Annotated in this window: 22 protein-coding genes; 15 read left to right on the top strand and 7 right to left on the bottom strand. The window is 45.8% G+C overall.

What is annotated here, in order from left to right; genetic code table 11:
- Positions 1 to 75: 75 nt before the first annotated feature.
- The 3 genes from E2R66_RS19715 (at position 76) to E2R66_RS19705 (ending at position 3,272) form a co-directional block, all read left to right on the top strand.
- Positions 76 to 336: a DUF4834 family protein gene (locus E2R66_RS19715; protein WP_133233751.1), complete on the top strand. Its 261-nt coding sequence runs from the start codon at positions 76 to 78 to the stop codon at positions 334 to 336.
- A gap of 8 nt (positions 337 to 344) precedes the next feature.
- On the top strand, positions 345 to 641 hold the full coding sequence (locus E2R66_RS19710) for a hypothetical protein (RefSeq protein ID WP_133233753.1): 297 nt from the start codon (positions 345 to 347) through the stop codon (positions 639 to 641).
- Between the two features lie 90 nt (positions 642 to 731).
- Positions 732 to 3,272: a YfhO family protein gene (locus E2R66_RS19705; protein ID WP_133233755.1), complete on the top strand. Its 2,541-nt coding sequence runs from the start codon at positions 732 to 734 to the stop codon at positions 3,270 to 3,272.
- A 236-nt stretch (positions 3,273 to 3,508) separates the two neighbouring features.
- On the opposite strand, the gene E2R66_RS19700 is transcribed toward E2R66_RS19705, so the two are convergent.
- From E2R66_RS19700 to E2R66_RS19680, 5 genes are all read right to left on the bottom strand, one after another.
- Complete coding sequence (locus tag E2R66_RS19700) at positions 3,509 to 4,048, bottom strand: hypothetical protein (protein WP_133233757.1); 540 nt, start codon at positions 4,046 to 4,048, stop codon at positions 3,509 to 3,511.
- Positions 4,049 to 4,638: 590 nt separating this feature from the next.
- Positions 4,639 to 5,301 (bottom strand): hypothetical protein, encoded by a 663-nt coding sequence (locus E2R66_RS19695; protein WP_133233759.1) that lies wholly within the window; start codon positions 5,299 to 5,301, stop codon positions 4,639 to 4,641.
- Between the two features lie 216 nt (positions 5,302 to 5,517).
- Positions 5,518 to 6,078, bottom strand: a complete 561-nt coding sequence (locus E2R66_RS19690) for a YciE/YciF ferroxidase family protein (protein WP_133233761.1) — start codon at positions 6,076 to 6,078, stop codon at positions 5,518 to 5,520.
- 82 nt (positions 6,079 to 6,160) lie between these two features.
- The gene (locus tag E2R66_RS19685) at positions 6,161 to 6,781 is read right to left on the bottom strand and encodes an Abi-alpha family protein (protein ID WP_133233763.1); all 621 of its coding nucleotides are present in this window, start codon (positions 6,779 to 6,781) and stop codon (positions 6,161 to 6,163) included.
- 36 nt (positions 6,782 to 6,817) lie between these two features.
- Entirely contained in the window at positions 6,818 to 8,146 is a 1,329-nt protein-coding gene (locus E2R66_RS19680; RefSeq protein WP_133233765.1) for an APC family permease, read from the bottom strand.
- A gap of 519 nt (positions 8,147 to 8,665) precedes the next feature.
- On the opposite strand from E2R66_RS19680, the gene E2R66_RS19675 reads away from it, so the two are divergent.
- Both E2R66_RS19675 and E2R66_RS19670 read left to right on the top strand, forming a co-directional pair.
- The gene (locus tag E2R66_RS19675) at positions 8,666 to 9,400 is read left to right on the top strand and encodes an acyl-CoA desaturase (RefSeq protein WP_133233767.1); all 735 of its coding nucleotides are present in this window, start codon (positions 8,666 to 8,668) and stop codon (positions 9,398 to 9,400) included.
- A 200-nt stretch (positions 9,401 to 9,600) separates the two neighbouring features.
- Entirely contained in the window at positions 9,601 to 10,857 is a 1,257-nt protein-coding gene (locus tag E2R66_RS19670; protein ID WP_133233769.1) for a pyridoxal phosphate-dependent aminotransferase, read from the top strand.
- Positions 10,858 to 11,015: 158 nt separating this feature from the next.
- Here E2R66_RS19670 and E2R66_RS19665 read toward each other — a convergent pair whose 3' ends face one another.
- Positions 11,016 to 11,732: a hypothetical protein gene (locus E2R66_RS19665; RefSeq protein WP_133233771.1), complete on the bottom strand. Its 717-nt coding sequence runs from the start codon at positions 11,730 to 11,732 to the stop codon at positions 11,016 to 11,018.
- Positions 11,733 to 11,787: 55 nt separating this feature from the next.
- On the opposite strand from E2R66_RS19665, the gene E2R66_RS19660 reads away from it, so the two are divergent.
- Both E2R66_RS19660 and E2R66_RS19655 read left to right on the top strand, forming a co-directional pair.
- Complete coding sequence (locus E2R66_RS19660) at positions 11,788 to 12,495, top strand: SAM-dependent methyltransferase (protein WP_133233773.1); 708 nt, start codon at positions 11,788 to 11,790, stop codon at positions 12,493 to 12,495.
- Between the two features lie 6 nt (positions 12,496 to 12,501).
- Complete coding sequence (locus E2R66_RS19655; RefSeq protein ID WP_133233775.1) at positions 12,502 to 14,106, top strand: FAD-dependent monooxygenase; 1,605 nt, start codon at positions 12,502 to 12,504, stop codon at positions 14,104 to 14,106.
- A gap of 463 nt (positions 14,107 to 14,569) precedes the next feature.
- Here E2R66_RS19655 and E2R66_RS19650 read toward each other — a convergent pair whose 3' ends face one another.
- Positions 14,570 to 16,228, bottom strand: coding sequence for a glutamine--tRNA ligase/YqeY domain fusion protein (locus E2R66_RS19650; protein WP_133233777.1), 1,659 nt, complete (start codon positions 16,226 to 16,228; stop codon positions 14,570 to 14,572).
- Between the two features lie 288 nt (positions 16,229 to 16,516).
- Here E2R66_RS19650 and E2R66_RS19645 point away from each other — a divergent pair, with 288 nt between their 5' ends.
- The 8 genes from E2R66_RS19645 (at position 16,517) to E2R66_RS19610 (ending at position 22,741) form a co-directional block, all read left to right on the top strand.
- A complete protein-coding gene (locus E2R66_RS19645) occupies positions 16,517 to 16,939 on the top strand; it encodes a cobalamin B12-binding domain-containing protein (RefSeq protein WP_133233779.1) in 423 nt (140 codons plus the stop codon).
- Positions 16,940 to 16,949: 10 nt separating this feature from the next.
- Complete coding sequence (locus E2R66_RS19640; RefSeq protein ID WP_133233781.1) at positions 16,950 to 17,732, top strand: enoyl-CoA hydratase/isomerase family protein; 783 nt, start codon at positions 16,950 to 16,952, stop codon at positions 17,730 to 17,732.
- A 262-nt stretch (positions 17,733 to 17,994) separates the two neighbouring features.
- Entirely contained in the window at positions 17,995 to 18,579 is a 585-nt protein-coding gene (locus tag E2R66_RS19635) for an outer membrane beta-barrel protein (RefSeq protein WP_133233782.1), read from the top strand.
- Positions 18,580 to 18,776: 197 nt separating this feature from the next.
- Positions 18,777 to 18,980 carry a hypothetical protein gene (locus E2R66_RS19630; RefSeq protein WP_133233784.1) on the top strand — a complete coding sequence of 68 codons (204 nt, stop codon included), beginning with the start codon at positions 18,777 to 18,779 and terminating at the stop codon, positions 18,978 to 18,980.
- A gap of 226 nt (positions 18,981 to 19,206) precedes the next feature.
- Positions 19,207 to 19,776, top strand: coding sequence for an outer membrane beta-barrel protein (locus E2R66_RS19625; RefSeq protein ID WP_158288455.1), 570 nt, complete (start codon positions 19,207 to 19,209; stop codon positions 19,774 to 19,776).
- 194 nt (positions 19,777 to 19,970) lie between these two features.
- A complete protein-coding gene (locus tag E2R66_RS19620; protein ID WP_133233788.1) occupies positions 19,971 to 21,404 on the top strand; it encodes a sigma-54-dependent transcriptional regulator in 1,434 nt (477 codons plus the stop codon).
- Positions 21,405 to 21,411: 7 nt separating this feature from the next.
- Positions 21,412 to 21,621 (top strand): hypothetical protein, encoded by a 210-nt coding sequence (locus tag E2R66_RS19615; RefSeq protein WP_133233790.1) that lies wholly within the window; start codon positions 21,412 to 21,414, stop codon positions 21,619 to 21,621.
- 76 nt (positions 21,622 to 21,697) lie between these two features.
- On the top strand, positions 21,698 to 22,741 hold the full coding sequence (locus E2R66_RS19610) for an AI-2E family transporter (RefSeq protein ID WP_133233792.1): 1,044 nt from the start codon (positions 21,698 to 21,700) through the stop codon (positions 22,739 to 22,741).
- Positions 22,742 to 22,792: the final 51 nt, after the last annotated feature.

Genomic DNA, 22,792 nt, shown 5'->3' with positions numbered 1-22,792 from the left:
ACCTGCACATCTACAAACTATCCAAACAATTTTTACGTTATACTACTTATATTTGTAAGCCAAAAAACAAGATAGATGTTCCGTTACCTCATTATAATCATTTGCATCCTGTATATTGTTCAATACATTTTCAAAATGTTATTGCCTGCCATATTCAGGGGTTTAATTAATAACGTGCAGCAGAATGCGCAACAAAATGCCCGGCAGCAGTATTACCAGCAACAACCACCTAAGCAGCCGGAAGGTCGCGTTAAGGTTGATTATATACCCGAAGGTAACAAACAAAAACTGCCCGATACCGAGGGAGAATTTGTAGATTACGAAGAAATCAAATAATACTTTCTATGCTGCCCGAAAACCTGTACAAGCGTAGGCGAGCCCATGATAACACCCCGCCGCAATTGCTGCTCATCGTAACCAATTGCGTGGTGTTGGCCGTACTTGTATCGCTGTTTGCCAACTGCGACAGGATAAGCAACTTCTTTTGGGGAGCCTTGGGCGTATTAGCTCTTTACAACGCCTACACCATCCGCCGCAACCGCGAGTTATATAACCGCTTAAACACAATTGTTTACGTTGTAAGCATTATTGGTATGGTAGTAATGTTTTATTTCATCAATAAGCAGCCTCATAACTGTTAATTAACATCCTTTACCTAAACTTATCATTCCTATTGTCATTCAAATTCCTATTTTTGGAAATTGTTATAAATGTCCCTTTAAATAATTTAGATGAACAACTGGTTTAAACGTAACGGCATGCACCTGGCCGTTATCGGAATTTTTTTAGCTATATGCTTTTTTTACCTTACGCCTGCATTTCAGGGTAAAACATTGGGGCAGAGCGACGTAATAGGCGCACAAAGTACCCAAAAAGAAATAAACGATTACCGCGCCAGGGATACCACCATCCTGTGGACCAACCAAATCTTCGGCGGTATGCCCACGTTTCAGATATGGGCGCCATATCCTAGTAATATTACTACGCATGTAGTAGACGTTATAAAATCAACTTTCCCTAACCCGGTTGATACCTTGCTACTGCTTTTATTAGGCACTTATTTTTTATTCATCGTATTGAAAATAAACCCCTGGTTGGCAGCCGCCGGGTCTGTGGCATTTGCTTTCTCCAGTTATAACATCATACTGCTGGTAGCGGGGCATTCCAATCAGGCATTTGCCATAGCTTTCTTTGCGCCCATATTGGCCAGTATTATTATGACGCTTAGGGGCAATTATCTCAGCGGCTCGGCATTGGCAGCTTTTTTTCTGGCCATGGAAATTCGCTCCAACCACATTCAAATGACCTATTACCTGCTGTTATCTATTCTCATTTTAATGGGCATCGAATTATTTCATGCCGTAAAAGGGAAAAAACTACAGCCGTTTTTAAAGGCATTGGGCTTTTTGAGCGTGGCTACTTTATTAGCAATAGCTGTAAATGCCTCAATCCTTTGGAGTACTTATGATTACGGCACAGAAACAATCCGTGGAAAATCAAATCTTAAATCTACTACTGCCGAGCCTACTAATGGTTTAGATAAAGAATATGCTTATCAATGGAGCCAGGGCGTTGGCGAATCGTTTACGTTTTTGGTACCCAATGCTTATGGCGGTGCGCTACCAAGCTCGGTACCAATAAGCGATGATGCCGCAACTATCAAAGTATTTACCGATAAAGGCGTACCACAAGATCAGGCCAAACAATACGCGCAGCAAATAACATCCCAAATAATACCTCTTTATTGGGGTAACAAGCCGGGCACATCGGGGCCATTTTATTTTGGTGCCGTAATTTGCTTTTTGTTTGTATTGGGTCTAATTATCGTACGCAACCGCTTAAAATGGTGGTTACTGGGTACAGTGTTACTTACGCTTTTCCTTTCGTTTGGCCGCAATCTGCCGTTCCTTTCAGATCTGTTTTTCCAGTATTTCCCACTTTATAACAAGTTCCGCGCGGTAGAATCTATATTGGCTGTCGCAAGTCTTTGCTTCCCTATACTTGCACTGTTGGCCGTACAGGAAGTTATTGAGAATCCCGACAAAAAGGCTATTACTAAGAAATTATACTTAGCCGGCGGTATTGTGGGTGGGCTTACCTTAATTTTGATTGCAGTACCCAGCGTATTGTTAAGCTTTAGGACTGATAACCATACAGAAATGGTTAATTACCTGTCACAAATGCTGAGAAGCGATGCTGCCACAGCCAATGCCGTTGGCGATGCCGTTGTTAAGGACCGAATGTCTCTTGAGCGAATGGATGCTATCCGCACCTTTATATTCCTGCTATTAACCTTTGGCGTTTTATGGGCATACATTAATAATAAAATACAGGTGCAGATACTGTCTGTAATATTATTTGTTGCCGTTTTGGTAGATTTTTGGCAGATAGATAAACGCTACCTGAAAGAGAGTAGTTTTCAGGATAAGGTTGAAGCCGCACAAGTAGTAACACCGCGCGAAGTGGATAACTTCATTATGAAAGACCCCGACCCCGATTTCCGTGTATTTGATGCGGGTGCAGATTTTCGTTCGGATACTTTCAATCCATTCTTCCATAAATCGGTAACGGGTTATTCGGCTGCCAGGCTAAAACGCTATGAGGAAGTATTTTTAAATCAGTTTGCTAAAAGCACCAATCACGATGTTTTAGATATGCTGAACACGAAATACATCATTACAACTGATGAGAAAACGAACAGCGCTAAGCTACAGAATAACCAAACCGCTTGTGGCCACGCCTGGTTTGTGAGTAGCATTAAATATGTGAAAAATGCCGATGAAGAGATGCAGGCCATCAGCAGCTTTTCGCCAAAGGATGAGGCAATGGTTGATATGCAATACAAAGCTGTTGCCGAGGCCAGGACGCTTGCAGGCGATACCGCTGCAAGAATAGACCTGGTGAAATACTCGCCCGATCATATGATTTATAAGAGCACTTCTGCGGCCAACCAGGTAGCGGTGTTCTCTGAGATATATTACAACAAAGGCTGGAAGATGTTGATAGATGGTGCTGAGCAGCCGTACTTCAGGGCCGATTATTTATTGCGTGCCGCCAATATCCCGGTAGGTAACCACACTATCGAATTTGTGTTCCACCCGGCATCATATTACACCGGCGAAACCATCTCTTTGGCAAGTTCGATATTATTGGTGCTAGCCCTGGCCGGTGCTTTGTTTGCCGAGATAAAAAGAAAAAGAAACGAGCCGGTGCCTGCGCCGATTGTGGTTGCTAAAGCTGCAGCTAACCCTCCGGCAAAGAAGACCAAATAGGAGGCGCAGTTTGTTAAAAACAAAAAGAGCGATGAGATCACCTCATCGCTCTTTTTGTTTGGCGGGCAAATCGGCCTTTTAGGATAATAAGGCCGCCAACCGGATTTATTTGATGTTGTAATCTATTATACGTTCTTTTCCAATTTCGGTGCCGAATGCTTCGCTATCTATTTCTATTAGCCCCACACCTTTGGCTACAAAAAAATGGTAAGTACCATAGCTTTCAAAACCGGCACCTAGTAATCATACTCAAGGTCGATCTGGGTGTTTATAACATCTGTGAAAGTGTGGCCGCCAATAGTTTTGCTTACGCCTTTTTCTATTACCTTGCCCGTAAGCCTGCCGGGTATTCCGTTAATCAGGCCGCTATCTGTAGGTTTGGCTGTCCAGGTATGGCCAACGGCGGTAGTATCGTTAAGAAACTGAAAATCTAAGGTAAGGCCGTTCACAATGGTGTTGGCCCTTAGCACAGCAATATGGTTGCCGTAATAATATAGTCCGGCTGTGCTACCATGGGCTTTTGATGTGCTGGTAATGTTGTGATACAATTTGCCGTTTACGGTGCTTGTTTCGCCGGTTACCCTGATGGTGAGGGTGTCTGGCGCCGTGCCTGTTATTACGTTGTTATACGTCCAGTATGACCCTGATGTCAGGGGCATATAACTGTCGGATTTGGTGCCACCGCTGCCGCTGGTTGCTATGTCAGGGGCATCAAGTTTACAGCTCTGCGTAAATAAAGCTGCCAGGGTAATAAGGATTAGGGTTTGCTTTTTCATACAGCTAAATATAGTTATAATTATTTAGCTGTAAGTTAATTGCTTAAATAAGCGATTTTATTATGTGATTATTTCGTTGCGTTTGATATGATAATAGTACAATGATAACCGGTCAATAGGGGTACCATCACATTTTTTTCTATTACGCTACGCGCTATCTGTATGAAGATCGCAATTGGTAAACGTTTGATCTTTATTCTTTATCCTGTTGCAAAAGTATTTTGATATGGGTTACTCTTCCAGGTGTTATGCCGTCAAACAATCGCATGTTGTTGGTAAATGTTTACGCATTAATCGCATCGTACACGCATTGTTTTGCTGATGCTGAAAACGGTATGGTAGGGTTTTTTTTACGCAAAAAAACAAATGCCCAACCCTTTTTATGTATGGGTTGGGCATTAAACAGTCCCCCAAGAAACTTCGAATTTATTTTTATAGTGATAGTTTTTAGAGACCGACCTTTACGGAGTTGCTTAGCTAAGCATTTGTTTTTCATAGTGTGTAGGGTAGCTAACCATCCACAAGGCTACGCATCCGGATGGTTAAGGTAGCTTTATGGTTCCGCGCTGGTTTATTGGCTTGGTGCAGCATTATTTGATGTTGTGGTTAATCAGTTCAGATTTACTCACGGGGGTGTCATCGTACCTGGTATATATAGCAATTACGCCAATGTTTTTCGCTACATAAAAATCGAAGGTGAATATCGTAGTAAACACGCCTCCCAGTTTGCTTTGCAGCTCAAGTTTGTTGTGGATTACGTTATTGTATGTTTTACCCAAAATGGTTTTGGTGATACCCTTTTCTGCCACGATGCCCTTTATCTGAGATTCGGGAGCGCCTGCAACTACTATAGGTACTGTCCAGGTATCGCTAACCGCCAGTTCATCGTTCAGGTAAGGCAGCTCCAAAGCCATGTCGGCTTCAGCATTAAAGCTGTAATTGTAATAAACGTGATTGGTGAAATTAAGATAGGTGCTTTCGGTCTCGCCGCCGGTAACAGAGGTAAGCTTATAAAATGTTTTGCCATTGTACACTTTAGTGGCATCAGTCATGGTGTTTACGGTAATTTCTACTTCGGCATCGGTGTCATCGCCAATGGCGGCAGTCTCGTTGCGATAGCTCCAGGTAGAACCTGCGGTAAATGGCTGGTAAGCGCCGCTTTCATTAGGCGCTGGGTTGTTAGCATTGTCTTTTTTGCAAGCACTGAATAATATGGTGGTTATTGCTAACAAGGATAGGATGTATTTTTTCATGGTCGTAAAAATGGATGGCGCATGGCCATCTTTTAAATTGTGAATAGATGTATTTAATGCATAATGCTGCGCCATACGGGCCCTGTACTTTGTAACATTATGATTACCATGACGGGAGGCAAGGTGTATGTGTTACACCAGCCCTGTTTTTTTACAAAATAAAAATGGCCACCCGCAGGGCAGCCATTTTACTAACGCTTTCTAAAAAATGCCGAATTATTCTTTTTCGGTTTTGGCAGTATCGTTGATACCGGCCTCCGCTATTTGGGTAAGCAGGCTATCGCAATTCTTTTCTTCATCAAGTGTGGCTTGCAGCAAATCAGCAGCCTCGGCATAACCTAAAGTTAGTGCCAGCGTGCGCAGGGTGCCGTATGAAGCGATTTCGTAATGTTCAATCTTTTGCGCGGCAGAGATGATACCTGCATCGCGGGTTAAGGTGCCTTTTTCTGTTTCGCTAACGATTTCTTCGCCCTCTTTCAAAAGTCCGGCCATGGCTTCGCATTTTACGGCTACGGCTTTTTCGTCCAGCGAAGCAAACGCGCTTTCCAGTCGTGTAATATGGTTTTCCGTTTCGGCGATATGTGTTTGTATCGCATTTTTCAATTCTTCTGATGTAGCTGCTTTAACCATTTTCGGCAAAGCCTTCACCAGGTGCTTTTCTGCCCAGTAAATGTCTTTAAGTTCATCTAAAAATAATTCGTTCAATGCCGAGTCTTCAACCAAGTCGGTTGTCTCGGGTGCTTTTTTTGTGCTGGTTGATGCTTTGGTAGTTGCCATAGGTAGTTAATTTTTGATTTTGTTTATACCTTGTCAACACAAGCCGTAGCTATAAGTTTTAGTTACTATGTAATTAATTTAATTATAACGATTGATCTGAGACCGCGTAGATGCGGCACGCCTGGTAAAAACTTTTGCCAAATCTTGTCGGGAAAAATATTCCGCTGGGGTATGCAATGTTGCTAGATAATATACCCCTACCACCGTCATTTCTCATCCTCTCCTCTATCAGATTTAATCGAGTTACGTTTCCTATTTCTTCTTCCGTAAATTGTTTAACGGTGAAGGTGTTTAAATCTGTTTTGACAATTATAAATTCGAGCAAAGCCAATTCGTTGCTTGACAGTTGTTTTAACACATCTGGATAAACATGCGATATCAAGTTTTTACTGGAATCGATATAGTTTGACATAAGATTAGCCCAGGCTTCTTGTAAACTTTCTTCTTCCTCCAACCCAACTGCTTCTAAATATGGAACCAATGCTTTAAGATTTATCTGCCGCATGGTAATATTATTATCAGCAACAATCTTTTCGATTTTCTTGAAATTTCTTATTTGATTTTTAAGTCGAAACATTTTGAGATTATCCGTCATTCTTAAACTCAATTCTTCAACCACACTGCCAAAAAGTTTATTAAATAACCCACTCGCGACGTCAAGTGATTTTTCGATTGTAGTAGATTTTAGGTTTAGGTCTCCCATAGGTTCATATTTTTAGTAGACGCAATATAAGGTTATTTACCTATGCCTCCTGAAATGCGGTTTCCTCCAGCATACTACCTGCCAGAATAGTTCGGCAGTGCTCAATACCGCAATGGCAAAAAGCGCAGCTTTTACGCCGCCACCCTCGGATGCAAATGCCCCGCCCAAGGCAATGAAATATACGCCGAATGGCAACAACGCCGCAATACAAAGTCCAGCAGTACTTAGTGGTATCTTAAAGGGCCGTTTAGTATCGGGCTCGGAAATGCGCAGTCGGATAAGCGAGATGTATTCCAGCGATAGGCCCGCACCGTAAACCGTTACATCAATGATCAGCAGCTCGGCCAGGGGCCATAATATCATGAAGCTTACCACCAGCGAGCACAGGACGATAGAGACGTACGGCGTACGGAACCGCGAATGCAGTATGTTTAGTTTCTTTGGCAGTAGGCCATCGGCGGCCATGGCTTTAGGCACGCGTGATACAGAAAGCAGTACCGCCGCATAAATACCTAATGAACTGGCCATGCCACCCGCCGCCAAAATAGCGCCCAGCCAGTGCCCGCCCACTAATTCGCCTAAAGCGGGGAAGCCCTTGTCAAAAAACAGCTGATGGCCAATGCCGGCTTGTATGGCCACTGCTACCGCGAAAAAATAGATTACCATCACCAGCGCAAAGGCGATAAATGTAGCCCTAAGGTAAGAGCGTACCGGTTTCTCTACTTCCTCGGCATAGGTGGTGATGTTATCCCAACCAAGGCAGTTCCACATCACGAAATAAAGCGACATGCCGAAAGAGGGGAACGACAGGCCATGCAATGTTTGATGCGGTATGGTTAGGCTGCCGCCATGCTTATAAATAGCCATCACGTACAACACGATGAGCGGCGACAATACCGCCGCGCTCAGGAATAAGGCCACCCGGCCTACGGGCACTATCCCCAGTATGTTTAGCCCCGCCGATGCCCATATGATGCACAGGCAAACAGGTATGCGGTATGCTTCTATCCCCGGGAAAAAGAACGATGCATAGCCTACGAAAAGCACAGGGTATATGGCAAGGTCTACGAAAGTGTATATCCAGGTCCACCAGCCTTCGTAGAAGCCCCAGCGGGTACCCAGCGCGTGCTTAACCCATTTGTAATAGCCGCCTGTAACGGGCATCATACAATTAAGCTCCATCACCGTGAAAATGGCAGGCACATCCCAAAGCAATGGCGTTATCAGCAGTATGAGGATAGCAGCATGATTGCCGGCGTAGGCCAGTAATTGCTCCAGCCCATAGGGCCCGCCGGATACGGTAAAGAATATCAACGCAACCAGTTGGAAGGGCTTTATCTTTCTGTTTAAGGCGGGTTGCTGCATGAGCTATAAAAATATCATAAATTAGCCATTCTCGAAACGATGAGCCAATTTTGCCCGCCACGCATGCTTTTTTTGAGCGAAGTGTTTCGCTTTGCGAGTGACACACCCGAAACACCTGCTTTTTTTCTAAATATATGATTATCATGTATTTAATTCACATACGCAAAATTCCGTGAAACAACCTTTTGTTCAAGTAGGTTTATTAATTGTCTTTATATTAATTACTTAACAAAAAATAGTAAAAGTCAGTGAAACACTTTTTCGGGCAGAATTGAACTGCTTTTGAAACACCTCATGTAAACCCTACGCCAAACTAACATCTACCTGCAAAACAGAAAGGGGCAATTACGCACTCCGCAGGAGTCTGTCGGAAAAGAGGAGGAATCGCACATGCCTCCCGTGCATGGTTTCTAAAAGGCAATCCCCGTAATTAATCAGTCGTTTTTAAAACCAAATCGCTTTTTAAATCGTACATTTGTAATGATTATAAATAATACCACCATAATTAAATAGACTATTGTGATAATACTCATCTTCTTTCTTGCCCATTGGTTTTTATCCCTGTTCTTCCAAACGTTTTTCCTGCACAGGTACGCTTCGCACAAAATGTTTACCACCAATATATTTTTTGAACGGACATTTTACATAATGACTTACGTTTTCCAGGGCTCATCTTTTTTAAACCCCAGGGCTTATGCCATTATGCACCGTGAGCACCATGCATATAGCGATACCGAGAAAGATCCGCATTCCCCTCACTTTTTTACCGATGTTTTTCAGATGATGTGGCACACCGTATTGAGCTACCGTGACCATATCAAGCGTTTAAAGGAACCCGAAGAACGCTTTAAAGGCAATTACCCGGAATGGAAGTTTTTGGATTATATAGGTTCGTCTATCGTTTCCCGTTTAATCTTCGGCGGTTTATACATCGCTTTCTACGTGCAGTTTGCAACCGCCTGGTGGATGTTCCTGCTGATTCCTATCCATTTCATGATGGGCCCTATCCACGGCGCTATTGTAAACTGGTGCGGCCACAAATACGGTTATGCTAACTTCGATAACAACGATAAATCAAAAAACACTACGCCATTCGACTTTTTGATGCTTGGCGAGTTGTTCCAGAATAACCACCATAAACGCCCTAACAATGCAAACTTTGGCGCCAAATGGTTCGAGATAGACCCGGTTTACCCGGTGATGAAACTGATGCACTGGGCCAGGATTATCAGGCTGCGAAAGGCATACTTGTAACAGAAGCAAGAAATTAGATACAAGAATCAAGAAAGACGGGAATCGAAAGATATCCCGTTTTTTATTTTTTGGTGAGTTTTAGTAATTCCCGCTACCTGTTTTTGCCCTGCTATTGCTTAATGTCTTGATTCCTGGCTCTTGCTATCTTGCTTCTTTCTCCGGCTGTCTTTTATCTTCCGGCAAAAATCTATATTTGCCTCATGAAAGTATCGGTATTAGCGCAGAATTTAAGCGGCTCTGAAATTATTAAGATAGCAGGCGAAATAAATGAGTTGAAAAAACAAGGGCAGAACATCGCCAACCTCACCATAGGCGATTTCGACTCAAATATTTACCCTATCCCTACCGAACTGAAAGAGGGTATTATTGATGCCTATAACCACAACCAAACCAACTATCCCCCGGCAGACGGCATGCTCAGCCTGCGCGAAAGCGTGGCGGGTTTCCTGAAAAGCCGACTGGGTTTGGCCTACGCGCCCAATGAAATATTGATTTCGGGCGGTTCACGCCCCTTGATATACTCAACTTACCTTGCTTTGATAGATCCGGGCGACTGGGTGGTCTTCCCGGCACCTTCGTGGAACAACAACCACTATTGCGACCTTACCGGCGCCGAGCCAATCATCGTAAACACGCGTGCCGAAAATAACTTTATGCCTACGGCCGATGAATTGCGCCCGCATGTTAAAGGGGCTACGCTGCTGGCACTATGTTCGCCCCTGAACCCAACGGGTACCATGTTCAGTAAGAAGGACCTGGAGGAGATATGCGACCTGGTGATCGAAGAAAACAAAAGTCGCCCCGAAGGCCAAAAACCATTGTACCTGCTGTACGATCAGATATACTCGCAGCTTACCTTTGGCGAATACAAACACTACGACCCGGTAACCCTTCGCCCGGAGTTGAGGGATTACACCATCTTTGTAGATGGCGGCTCTAAATGCTTTGCGGCAACGGGTGTGCGTGTAGGCTGGGGCTTTGGCCCGGCAGCAATCATCAACCACATGAAAGCCATTGTTGGTCACATGGGGGCATGGGCGCCCAAGGCTGAACAGGTTGCCATGGCCGAGTATTTAAAGAATGAGCCTGTGGTTGATACTTACCTGGATAAATTAAAAGCCAATATACAAGCAAGCCTGAGCACCCTTCACTTGGGTTTCCAGGCCTTGAAAGCCGAAGGCTTCGCCATAGATTCTATAGTACCGATGGGTGCTATATATTTGACGGTAAAAGTAGACTACATAGGCAAAACCACGCCCGATGGCAAAGTGCTCGCCAACTCGGCCGATGTGAACTTTTACCTGATAAAAGAAGCAGGCGTTGCCCTGGTGCCGTTCTCAGCCTTCGGTACAGATGACATGAACCCCTGGTTCCGCGTATCGGTAGGGGCAAGTGCTTTACAAGAGGTTGAAGATTTATTGCCGAGGGTGAAAGCGGCGTTGAGCAAGCTGAAGTAAATCACCGCTCAGGTGACTTAAAATCAATAACCAACCACCTTCATTGCCGTCTCATTTATGAGACGACGGGGCAATACATGAGTGCACTATTCCGTTGGCTGAAGCCCAACGACAATGAAGGTGGAAAGCTGAACATATACTTGCAAATCGCCTACCGATCAGGCCGCACTCGATATATACTTCACCAAACTCCGCTTTGCTACCGGTAATAAAGTTTGCTCCAGCGGGAAAGCAATATCGCTTTGTACGTAATACACAGCCGGGTTGGGCAGGTGTTTGCGGCGGCGAATCAGGTCGAGCTTGATATTTTCGGGTGTGGCAACGATGCTTTGCTCATAGGTATCTACAAATTGCACATTAATGCCTCGGAATTTATCGTCCTTATGCTCAAAAATAGTTACCTGGTATTCGTAAATGTAATTGGTACGTTCCTTGCCGTTACGCAGGCTAAAATAGCCGTGGTAGGGCATTAAGGGCACCAGCCCGATCGGGTCAATAACGAGACGGCTTTCTACAAAATCATAAATTTCTTTGCCCGTTTGTATAGCAGGGTTCATTTTGGCAAGCGCATAATAAATAATGCTTTCAATTTCGGCCATCGCGTTATCATCCTGCACTATTTTTTGATAGGTGAGCTTCACGGCAGCTATATCTGCCTTGGTTAGGCGCTGCGGAAAAGTTTGCTGTAAGGCGGTTTTGTTGTTCCTGAAATCGAGCAGGTTGTTGTGATGGAATATCAGGTCGCTCAGGTTTGGGTACAGGCGGCTTTTATCGAAATGGCGATTTATCTCCTGTAGATAATCCAGCAAAATGTATTTTTTATGCTCAAAATCTATTGAGCCTTCTATGAACCAGTTGATGCCTAATGATTTCATATTTTAAACGATTTTACGATTAGCTTAAATTAAATAAAAAACGTCAATTTGTAGCATGCAACCAGGAACGCTTTTTTTAATACCAGTACCCCTTGCCGATGCAGCTGCTGCTAAATCGCACACACCGTACCTCGTCGACACTATAAACGCCGTAAAAGAATACATCGTAGAGAACGAAAAAACCGCCCGCCGCTTTTTAAAAGAGGCCGGTTTGAAAACCCCGCAAAGCGAATTGCTGATACATGATTATGGCAAACACAACCGCGACGCAGGCCTAAAAGAATTCTTTACAGGTTTGATGGCCGGTAACGACGTTGGTTTAATGAGCGAAGCCGGCTGCCCCGGCATTGCCGATCCGGGCGCCGACATCGTAGCCGAAGCACACCGCAAAGGCATCAAGGTAGTGCCCCTGGTTGGCCCAAGCTCGATATTGCTGGCGCTGATGGCATCGGGCTTCAATGGGCAGAGTTTTACTTTCCACGGGTATATACCCATTGATAAATTAGAGCGCGCCAAAAAAATAAAGGAGATGGAGGTGTTAGCCGAAAAAAAGCAAACACAAATTTTTATAGAAACGCCTTTTCGCAACGATAGTATGCTGGAAGATGTGCTTAAACACAGCAAGCCGCAAACCAGGCTTTGCATTGCCTGCGATATTACTGCGTCGACAGAATTCATTAAAACCCTTACCATTGCCGACTGGAAAAAACAGGTGCCCGACCTGCGCAAGCGGCCGGCTATCTTTTTGTTGTTCCATGCCTGATAAGCTATGATACCCCTGCCGAAACATACACAGGTGCTTATCGTAGGCGCAGGCCCGTCGGGCCTGATGATGGCGGCGCAGTTGCTGCGCTACGGTATTGTACCGGTTATTATAGATACCCGGCAGGGGCCAACCAGCCAAACGAAGGCATTGGCGGTGCAGGCCCGTTCCATGGAAATTTACCGGCAAATGGGCCTTTCCAACCAGGCGCTGAAAGAAGGCAAACCGGCTACCGGGGCGGTATTGCACCGTGGTGATACCGTTATGGCCCGCATCCCGCTAACGGAAATTGGCGTAGGGCAAACACCCTTCCCATACGTTTTTATGTTGCCGCAGAGCAAGAACGAGCGTATTTTGCTGGATTACCTTACGCTGAATTGCTGCCCCGTTTACTGGGAAACATCGCTTAATGCCTTAAGGCAGACAGGCGATGGGGCAGATGCTACTTTACAAGCAGACGATAGTACCCACACCCTGCATGCTGATTATGTGATTGGTGCCGATGGTGCACATAGCGTAGTGCGCAAGCAATTGGGCATACCCTTTAGCGGCGATACATACGCGCACAAGTTTTACCTGGCCGATATCAAATTCAAAGATGGTTTTGACGACGACTGCCTGCATATGTTCCTTTCGAACATGGGTTTCGCGGCCTTTTTCCTGATGCCAGAAGAGCGTACTTACCGCGTAGTAGGCAACCTGCCCGCAGCATTGGATAAGGACGGTATTACTTTTGAAGAAGTATTGCCCCACCTGCGTGCGGTTACCACCCAGCCGCTTAATATTGAGAACCAAAACTGGTTTACGGTGTATAAACTGCACCACCGTATGGCCGATAAATTTAATGAGGACCGCTGCTTTTTAATTGGCGATGCCGCGCATATCCACTCGCCGGTGGGCGGACAGGGCATGAACACTGGCTTGCAGGATGCCTATAACCTGGCCTGGAAACTGGCAGGCGTGGTAACCGGGCAATTGGCACCTGGCATATTAATCAGTTATGCCGAAGAACGAATGCCCGTGGCCCGCGCCCTGCTAAGCAGTACTGATAGGGCGTTCAATGTGATTACCTCGCAAAGCTTTTTCAGTAACCTGTTTAAACGCTTTATCGTTCCGCCGCTGCTTAAATACATCTGGAAAAAGGATAAGATGCGTACTGATGCATTCCGGGCCTTATCGCAAATAGGTATCAACTATCGCGATAGCAAAATCAACCTGCACCTGAGCCACAACAGCAAAATAAAAGCTGGCGACAGGCTGCCCTATCTGGAGATATTCGATGAGAAGAAACAAGAGATGACGGATATACACGCCTGGTGCAGCAAGCCCGGGTTTACGCTCATCACCATTGGTATCGTACAGGAAAACTACCTGTTTGCCCTTGCCAAATGGATTACACAGCAATATAACCTAACGCTTAACTTTTTCCACCTACCACCTTCAGATAAAAACCAGCACATCCTGGATACCTTTGAGATACGCCCCGGCCAGCGCAAAGCACTCATCATACGCCCCGATATGTACATCGGCTACGTAAATGATATCATCGATATGGATATGATGGATAATTACCTGCGGGAGGTTGTAGCGTTTAGCCCCCTAACCCCCTGAAGGTGGAGCTTTTAATTAGCATTTAAATTTTTATTCTTTTTTCAATCAGCAGGAAAGCTTCGGGTGAAAGCGGGCAGAACGTGGTGGGCTGTGCGGCTGCAAGGGCATAGGGATTGTTTGCTGAAGCGAGGGGGCGGCGCGGCGAAGCAAGGGGCAAATTATCCCAGCCCGTGGTTCTGCCCGGTTTGCAGGGCAAAGGCTCGTGCGGCAAAGAAGCCTCTCTGCTGAAAGCACTTTTTGGTTACTTTTTGGTGCTTCAAAAAGTAACAAGCCCCTCGCGGCGAATGAGCGAGCGGATGCTTTCATTTAAGCACATGGTTTGTAAAAGTCCCACAGCACTCCGCCCGTCCTATGAGATTGCCACGTCGCCCCATCGCACATCCCCCCGCCGCTCCTCGCAATGACAAATTGGTAAGTTTTGCTCACAAAAAAGCCCGCCTGATAAAATCAAACGGGCTGCTAACTACTTCTTCACCCACCCATCCTTCAACGTCACTGTGCGGTTAAACACCAGTTTATCGGCGGTTGAGTTCTTATCCAGCGTGAAATAGCCTTTACGCATAAATTGTACCGGGGTGCCAATTTTGGCGTTAGCCAAATCCGGTTCTATATAAGCCGTAGTTAATACCTGCAGGCTGTTGGGGTTGATGTAATCTTTAAAGTCGCCGTCCTCGTTACTCGGGTCTTCCACCTGGAAAAGACGGTCATACAGACGCACTTCGGCGGTTTTGCCGTGCTCTACGCTCACCCAATGGATGGTGCCTTTTACGTTGATGCCGCTGGTATCATTACCGCTTTTTGATTCGGGAATGTAGGTGCAATGTATCTCGGTGATGTTGCCATCAGCATCCTTCACAACACTTTCACCTTTGATGATGTAAGCGTTTTTGAGGCGCACCATGCCGCCAATGCTCAGGCGGAAATATTTCTTGGCCGGCACTTCCATAAAGTCCTCGCGCTCTATCCAAATCTCGCGACCGAATGGAAACTCGCGACTTCCATCGCCACCTTCCACTTCGGGGTTATTCTCACCCTGGAAGGCATCCGTTTTGCCTTCTTCGTAGTTGGTGATCACCAGCTTCACAGGGTCGAGCACCGCCATACGGCGCCAGGCGGTTTTGTTCAGGTCCTCGCGGATGCAGAACTCCAGCAAACCAACGTCAATCATGTTCTCACGTTTGGCAACGCCAATGCGTTCGCAAAACTCGCGGATGCTGGCAGGCGTGTAGCCACGGCGGCGCAAGCCGCTGATGGTAGGCATGCGCGGGTCGTCCCAGCCATCTACGTGGCCATCGGTAACCAGTTGCAGCAGCTTGCGCTTGCTCATTACCGTATAATTCAGGTTCAAGCGGGCAAACTCGTATTGCTTGCTCGGGAACAGGTTTAGTTTCTCTATAAACCACTCATAGAGCGGGCGGTGGGGGATGAACTCGACCGTGCATATCGAGTGCGTAATTTCTTCAATGGCATCGCTTTGGCCGTGCGCAAAATCGTACATCGGGTAAATGCACCAGGCATCGCCGGTGCGGTGATGGTGGGCATGCTTAATGCGGTACATCAATGGGTCGCGAAGGTGCATATTTGGCGAAGCCAAATCAAGCTTAGCACGCAATACTTTGGCACCATCAGGGTATTTACCGGCTTTCATATCGGCAAAAAGCTGTAAGTTCTCTTCAACACTGCGGTTGCGGTATTCGTTACCCACGCCGGGTTCGGTCGGTGTGCCTTTTTGAACGGCAATCTCCTCGGCGCTGCTGTCGTCAACGTAGGCAAGGCCTTGTTTGATCAGTTCAACGGCCAGGTCGTATAATTTGTCAAAGTAGTCGGATGCATAAAGCTCTTCGGCCCAATCGAACCCAAGCCATTTTACGTCTTCTTTAATGCTGTCAACATACTCCACATCCTCTTTTACGGGGTTGGTGTCGTCGAAACGGAGGTTGGTTTTACCACCGTAACGCTGGGCCAAACCAAAGTTTAAGCATATCGATTTGGCGTGCCCGATATGCAAATAGCCATTAGGCTCCGGCGGGAAACGGGTTAGAACCCTGCCGCCGTGCTTACCTTCGGCAATATCGCCCTCAACAATTTCCTCTATAAAATTCAGTGATTTTTCTTCGCTCATGGTGTGTAAAACAGGCTGCAAAAGTACGGAAAAATTGGCTGTCTGAACTCGAATTAAACGAATTTTAGGAATTGGCAGAATGATTGTTAAGCGTTTTAAATTCTGTGAATTCGCTTAATTCCTTAAAATTCGAGTTTGACAACACAACCTGCAAAGCTCCGTACCTCTCTGAGGCTCCTCCGCGCCCTCGGTGGTTAAAAAATCCCGCCAAAGAATACGCAAAATATTGCGTCTCCACCAATCAGAAACAATTTTCTTACTTTTACCACCAACCAACCGCCGTTTACCATGAGCGATACCCAATTCAACCGCCCCATACGTGTTTTAGTAGCCAAAGTAGGGCTGGATGGGCACGACCGCGGTGCACGCATCATCGCCACCACCCTGCGCGATGCGGGCATGGAAGTAATTTATACCGGCCTGCGGCAAACGCCGGAAATGGTGGTGAACACTGCGCTGCAAGAGGATGTAGACGCGATAGGTATCAGTATCCTCTCTGGTGCGCACATGACGGTTTTCCCCAAGGTAATGGCGCTCATCAAACAAAAAGGAATGGACGATGTGCTGCTCACAGGTGGCGGCATTATCCCTGCGGATGATATGGCCGAACTCAAAAAAATAGGCGTAGGCGAACTCTTCCCGCCGGGTACCAGTACGGCAGATATCGTAAAATACATTACAGAATGGGTACACGCCAACCGTAACTTTTAATATAACGATTATGGATTTCCAGAATTTACTGATAGAAAGCAAAGGGCGAATACAATATATCACTATCAACCGCGAAAGCAAGTTAAATGCCCTCAATAAGCAAACCCTTCAGGAACTGCATGTCGCTTTAACAGAAGCATTCGGCAACGCTGAGGTAGGCGGCATCATCATCACAGGTGCCGGTAAAAAGGCATTTGTGGCCGGTGCCGATATTGCCGAGTTTGTTGGTGTTGATGTTGAAGCCGGCCGGGCGATAGCCCTGGAAGCACAAACTAATGTATTCGATGTAATTGCCAACGGCAGCAAACCTGTTATTGCAGCTGTAAATGGATTTGCCCTTGGCGGCGGACTGGAACTGGCGATGTCCTGCCACATCCGCATAGCCAGCGATAATGCCAAAATGGGCCTGCCCGAAGTTACCCTTGGCCTGATACCGGGCTATGGCGGCACGCAACGTTTAACCCAACTGGTTGGCAGAGGCAAGGCTTTAGAAATGATCATGACGGCAGATATGGTAACCGCCGCGCAGGCATTACAATCGGGCCTGGTGAACCATGTGGTACCACAGGAAGAATTGTATCTCAAAGCAGAAGAAATTCTCAATAAAATACTCACCCGCGCGCCGCTGGCTTTAGCATCGGCAATTAAAGCTGTTAATGCGGCATCAACGGATGGCGTTAACGGTTTCGATGTGGAGATAGCCGAATTTGCCAAAGCTTTCGGCACGGAAGATTTTACGGAGGGCGTGGCTGCGTTTATGGAGAAAAGGAAACCCGAATTTAAAGGAAAGTAGCCATATGGGCTTTTTTGCGCGTTTTTGAGCGAAAAAGGCACCCTAGGTGTTTAATTCAGGACACATAAATATTACCTGAAAACAACGGTTCTAGCTGTTCTTTACACTCTCCTGACCAAATCACCCATCTGGTCAAAAAATAAAATATTGTTAATCAATCGATTGAATTAACCTTACAATCGGATGAAAAATCATATCCAATTTCATGCTTTAATTTGTGGTGTGCTAATCAAAACAGCACAGTATTTAAATTTTACATATCATGAAAAACGCATTCAAAATCACAACCATCGCTTTAGCTTTCGTAGGATTATCCTTTGCAGCAAAAGCACAAACAGCAACTACTACTACCACAACTAAAAGCGGCATACGCTACAGCATCGGTGTTGACGCAGGTATCCCAACGGGTAACTTTAAAGATAACTACAAATGGAACCTGGGCGGTTCGGTGCAGGCAGATATCCCTGTCGCCAGCCAGTTATTCGTAACCGTTAACGCGGGTTATAACAATGTGTTCGGCGAGAAAAATGTAGGCGGTGTTGCTGCTGCAGATGTGCCAAACCTACAGTTATTGCCAGTTAAGGCCGGTTTAAAGTTCTTCCCGGTAAGTAATTTCTACATCCAGGGCGAAGCTGGTGCTGCATTCCTGCTGAACAAATCAGATTTCTTTAATGATAAATCAGTAGCATTTGTTTACGCACCACAAATAGGTGTTCAGTTCCCGGTTAGCGCAAGCGGCAACTTTATAGATGCAGGCGTACGTTATGAAGGTACCACCAAATACAGCAGTGCCTTCGATAACAGCAAAGTAAATTTTGTAGGCGTACGTGTAGCTTACGGCTTTTAATAGGCCCTACATTTACCAAAACCACCGAAAAACAAACAAACAGGGGGGAAGCCAGAACGGTTTCCCCCTGTTTGTTTTAAGTCAGCCGCTTTTCTAACAATGATGTTACAAAAGCCCAGCCACTAAATATTTGTTTTAAGCGTTGTAGCATCTGATACAATTACGGCGTAATAGCTGTAAAACAACCTTAGCCACACATGCAAAAACTCTTTACCATTATTATATTAACCACAATCGTTGTCGCAGCCAAAGCACAAAGCAGCAGCACTACCATAAGTGGCATCCGTTACAGCATTGGCATAGATGCGGGCATCCGGTACGAAAAAACAACCCAATACAGCCCCAGCCCCAATGGCAGCAGCATGCAATTTTGCGCACTGCTTGTGAATTACGGCTTTTAAGAATTTACCCTATATCTACACTTGTTTTAATTAAAGCGGGGGCTGGCTGGCCTCCGCTTTTTTTGCCGGGCAATATTATATCCGCTCCTTGTATCGATGTATGCCTTACCCACGTAATCATTAAAAAGCCGCCGCCTGAACCCGGCTTAGATGCCCCCAACTTAACAAAACCATAAATGCCATTTAAATGCCTTTTGGCAAATTACACACCTTATATAATATCAATATGAAAATCTTAACAACCATCATCGCAGTTATCCTGCTTACTTTTGCAGCCAAAGCCCAAACTACCCGTGCCGCCAAAGCGCAATTCTCCATCGGCATAGATGCCGGCATCGCAACCGCAGGCATCAAAGAGACGAACTCAGTGATGCTCGGTGTTTCGCTGCAGGCGGGTATCCCTATTGCAAAGGAACTGCAGTTTACTATCGGCACGGGCTTCCAAAACTATTTCGGTAAGTCGCTTGCTTTAAATTTGCAAGATGCGCCTTCCAGCTACAAAACGCCTTCGGTACAAATTGTCCCGCTTAAAGCAGGGCTTAAGTACTTTTTAGAACCTAACTTCTACATACAGGGCGAAGCGGGTGCAGCATTCTTGCTGAACAAATCTGCTTTCTCGGGCGATAAATCGGTCGCCTTTACCTATGCGCCGCAAATTGGGGTACTATGCCCGGTTAACACAAACGGTAATTTCATCGATATCGGCATACGTTATGAGGCTACGCGTAAATTCAACGCAGATTACGAAAACAGCAGAGTGAGCCTGGTAGGGCTGAGGGTAGCTTATGGGTTTTAAGGGTTGAAGAACAAAGCAGTAGGTACTGCGTAACGAGTTGATTCATCGCCAATATTATTTGCATTAAATTTTTTAAGTACATGCCGGGTGCTTATCCCGATTTTTTTGCCCAACTTTAATTAATTCGTAATTTTTAGCAAAAAATTGTACCTTAACCTCGTTATATTCTCTACCTGTAAACTGTTATAGCCAATATGAAGAAGATTCTCATCATAGATGACGAGGTGAACGTTGGCCTGTTGCTTTCTAAGTTCTTAACACGCAATGGGTTCGAAGTTGATACTGCCGCCAACGGCAGCAGCGGGATGGAGTGTCTTAAAAATAACGCCTACAGCCTAGTGCTATGCGACTTCCGGCTGGAAGATACCGATGGGCGCGAGATGCTCAAAAATATCAAGTTGTTGTACCCCAACACCGGTGTAATTATCATTACCGGCTATTCGGATATTAAAATGGCGGTAGAACTCATTAAAATGGGCGCCTACGATTATATAACCAAACCGCTATACCCCGATGAGATACTCACCACTATCTCCAAAGCAATAGAAACCCAATACGCCCTGCTGGAGATGGATAACGACTACACCAGCACCAATAAACCGCAGAAAGAGGGTAAAAAACAAGTGTTTTCGGGCGAGTTTGTAGCCGGCACCAGCCGGGCATCTAAAGAACTGCTAAGGCAGATAGAGTTGGTTGCGCCAACCAATTACAGCGTAATTATACTTGGCGAAAGCGGCACGGGTAAAGAATCGGTAGCCAAGAGCATACACCTTAACAGCCCCCGCGCCAACCAACCTTTTATTGCCATGGATTGCGGCTCGCTTACCAAAGAACTGGCCGCCAGTGAGTTCTTTGGGCACGAGAAAGGCTCGTTTACTGGTGCTTTTGCCACCAAAATTGGCCACTTTGAAATGGCTAACGGTGGTACCTTGTTTTTAGATGAAGTGGGCAACTTGTCTTACGAGATACAGGCCGCCTTGTTGCGCACCGTGCAGGAACGCAAGGTGAAGCGCATAGGCAGCACCAAAGAGATTGATTTGGATGTGCGCATTATTATAGCCACCAACGAAAACCTGCAGGAAGGTATCTCCAAAGGCCGTTTCCGCGAAGATTTGTATCATCGTTTCAACGAGTTTAGTATATACATGCCGCCGCTGCGCGATAGGGGTAACGATATCGTGATGCTGGCTGGGCATTTCCTCAAAATTGCCAACCAGGAACTTGATCGAAACGTAACCACTTTCTCGGCAGAGGTTTATGAATGTTTTATGAACTATAGATGGCCAGGCAACATACGCGAACTAAAGAACGTGGTACGCCGAGCAGCCCTGCTTACCGAAGGAACCGAAGTGGGCCTGAAGAGTTTGCCGCTGGAGATATCGAACTACCGCGTTGTAGCGTACGAAACGTCGGCGGGCAACGGTTATAGTAGCGCACCTGTAGCTGCGGCAGCCGAGGTAAAGGAAAACCCCCGGCATGACCTGAAGAACGCAGCCCTTGGTGCCGAGCACGAAACCATTTTAAAGGTGCTGCGCGAGGTGAACTTCAACAAAACAAAAGCAGCAGAGATTTTGAATATCGACCGTAAAACGCTTTACAATAAAATGAAGGCTATTAACCTAAAATAACAATGTTATGGCGAGCAGTACTATGCCCGATGCCGAAGCCCTTTTAGCACTAAAGCACGATATCAAGAACCAACTATCCAATATTCATTTGGCTATAGAGGGCCTGCGCTACGAGTTAGAAGATTTGGATGGAGATACGGCACTTTATGTGGATAGCATGCTCGCCTCTGCCCAAAAGATAGATCGCCTGCTTGATAGCATACCACCCGCTAATTAATTATAAATAAACCCCTGGTTTATAAACCTTTTTGCCGGCCCTTTGTTAATCAATCATACTAAGGCTTTTCACAAGCATGTCCATTTTTAACTATAAACAGCGTAACAACATCGTACTGGTAAGCATTATAGTGCTTGGCTGCTTTTTGCTGTATGCGTTAAGCGAGTTGTTTAGCTCTATATTGGGCGCTATAGTGTTGTTTACCATCTTCCGTCCGTTTTATTTGTGGATGGTGGATAAGAAGAACCTTAACGGCACATTCGCCGCACTCATTATCATTTTTATTTCCCTTATCGTTATCGTAATACCGTTCCTGTCGCTCAGCATTATGGTGATAGGCAAAATAGGCAGTATCAACAAAGATGCCCTGCCCATAGATAAATGGACGGCCAAAATAGATGCCTTTACCGGCAGTAACTTAAACCAACCTCATTTTGCAGAAGATACCCTGCAAAAGCTGGGTGCTTACGGGGCCGACTTGTTTCCCTCGCTGCTGGGTAGCGCGGCAAGCATCATCATTACCCTGCTGGTGATGTATTTTTTGATGTATTTTATGTTTACGCAGATGGGTGCCTTCGAGAGCGGCTTACTGAAGTACGCGCCGTTCCGTGAGCAGCACGCGCTTAAATTTGCCCAGGCCCTGCGCGATTCTACTTACTCAAATGTATTGGGGCAGGGCATCATTGCCATTACGCAGGGCGTATTGTTGGCCATGGGCTTTTATGCCTTCCAAATACCCGATGCGGTTTTTTGGGGCGTGATAGGCGTGTTCCTGTCGTTTTTGCCGGTGGTGGGCGCGCCTACCATGTGCATACCTGCAAGCATCATATTTTTTGCCAACGGGCAAAACCTTAAAGGGGTATTGCTGCTGGCCTATGGGCTGCTTTTCATAGGTAATGTAGATAACGTGCTGCGCGTTATCATCAACAAAAGGGTGGGCAATACGCACCCTATCATCTCGGTTATAGGTGTGTTTATCGGCCTGCCGCTTTTTGGCATACTGGGGCTTGTTTTTGGGCCGGTTTTGCTGTCGTATTTCTTATTATTGCTGGAAATTTACGAGACCAACCGCCTCGCTGCCGACAGGCTGGAACGCATACGCACCGGGCCCGATACGTAACAAAATGGCGGTTTTAAACGTTAATGATTATATTGTTAAAAACACGCCTAA

It is taken from the genome of Mucilaginibacter psychrotolerans (assembly GCF_004519315.1).
In the GTDB taxonomy this organism is placed as follows: Bacteria; Bacteroidota; Bacteroidia; order Sphingobacteriales; family Sphingobacteriaceae; genus Mucilaginibacter; species Mucilaginibacter psychrotolerans.
Note: the sequence above shows the minus strand (reverse complement) of the source record. Positions and strands in the feature narration are given on the sequence as shown.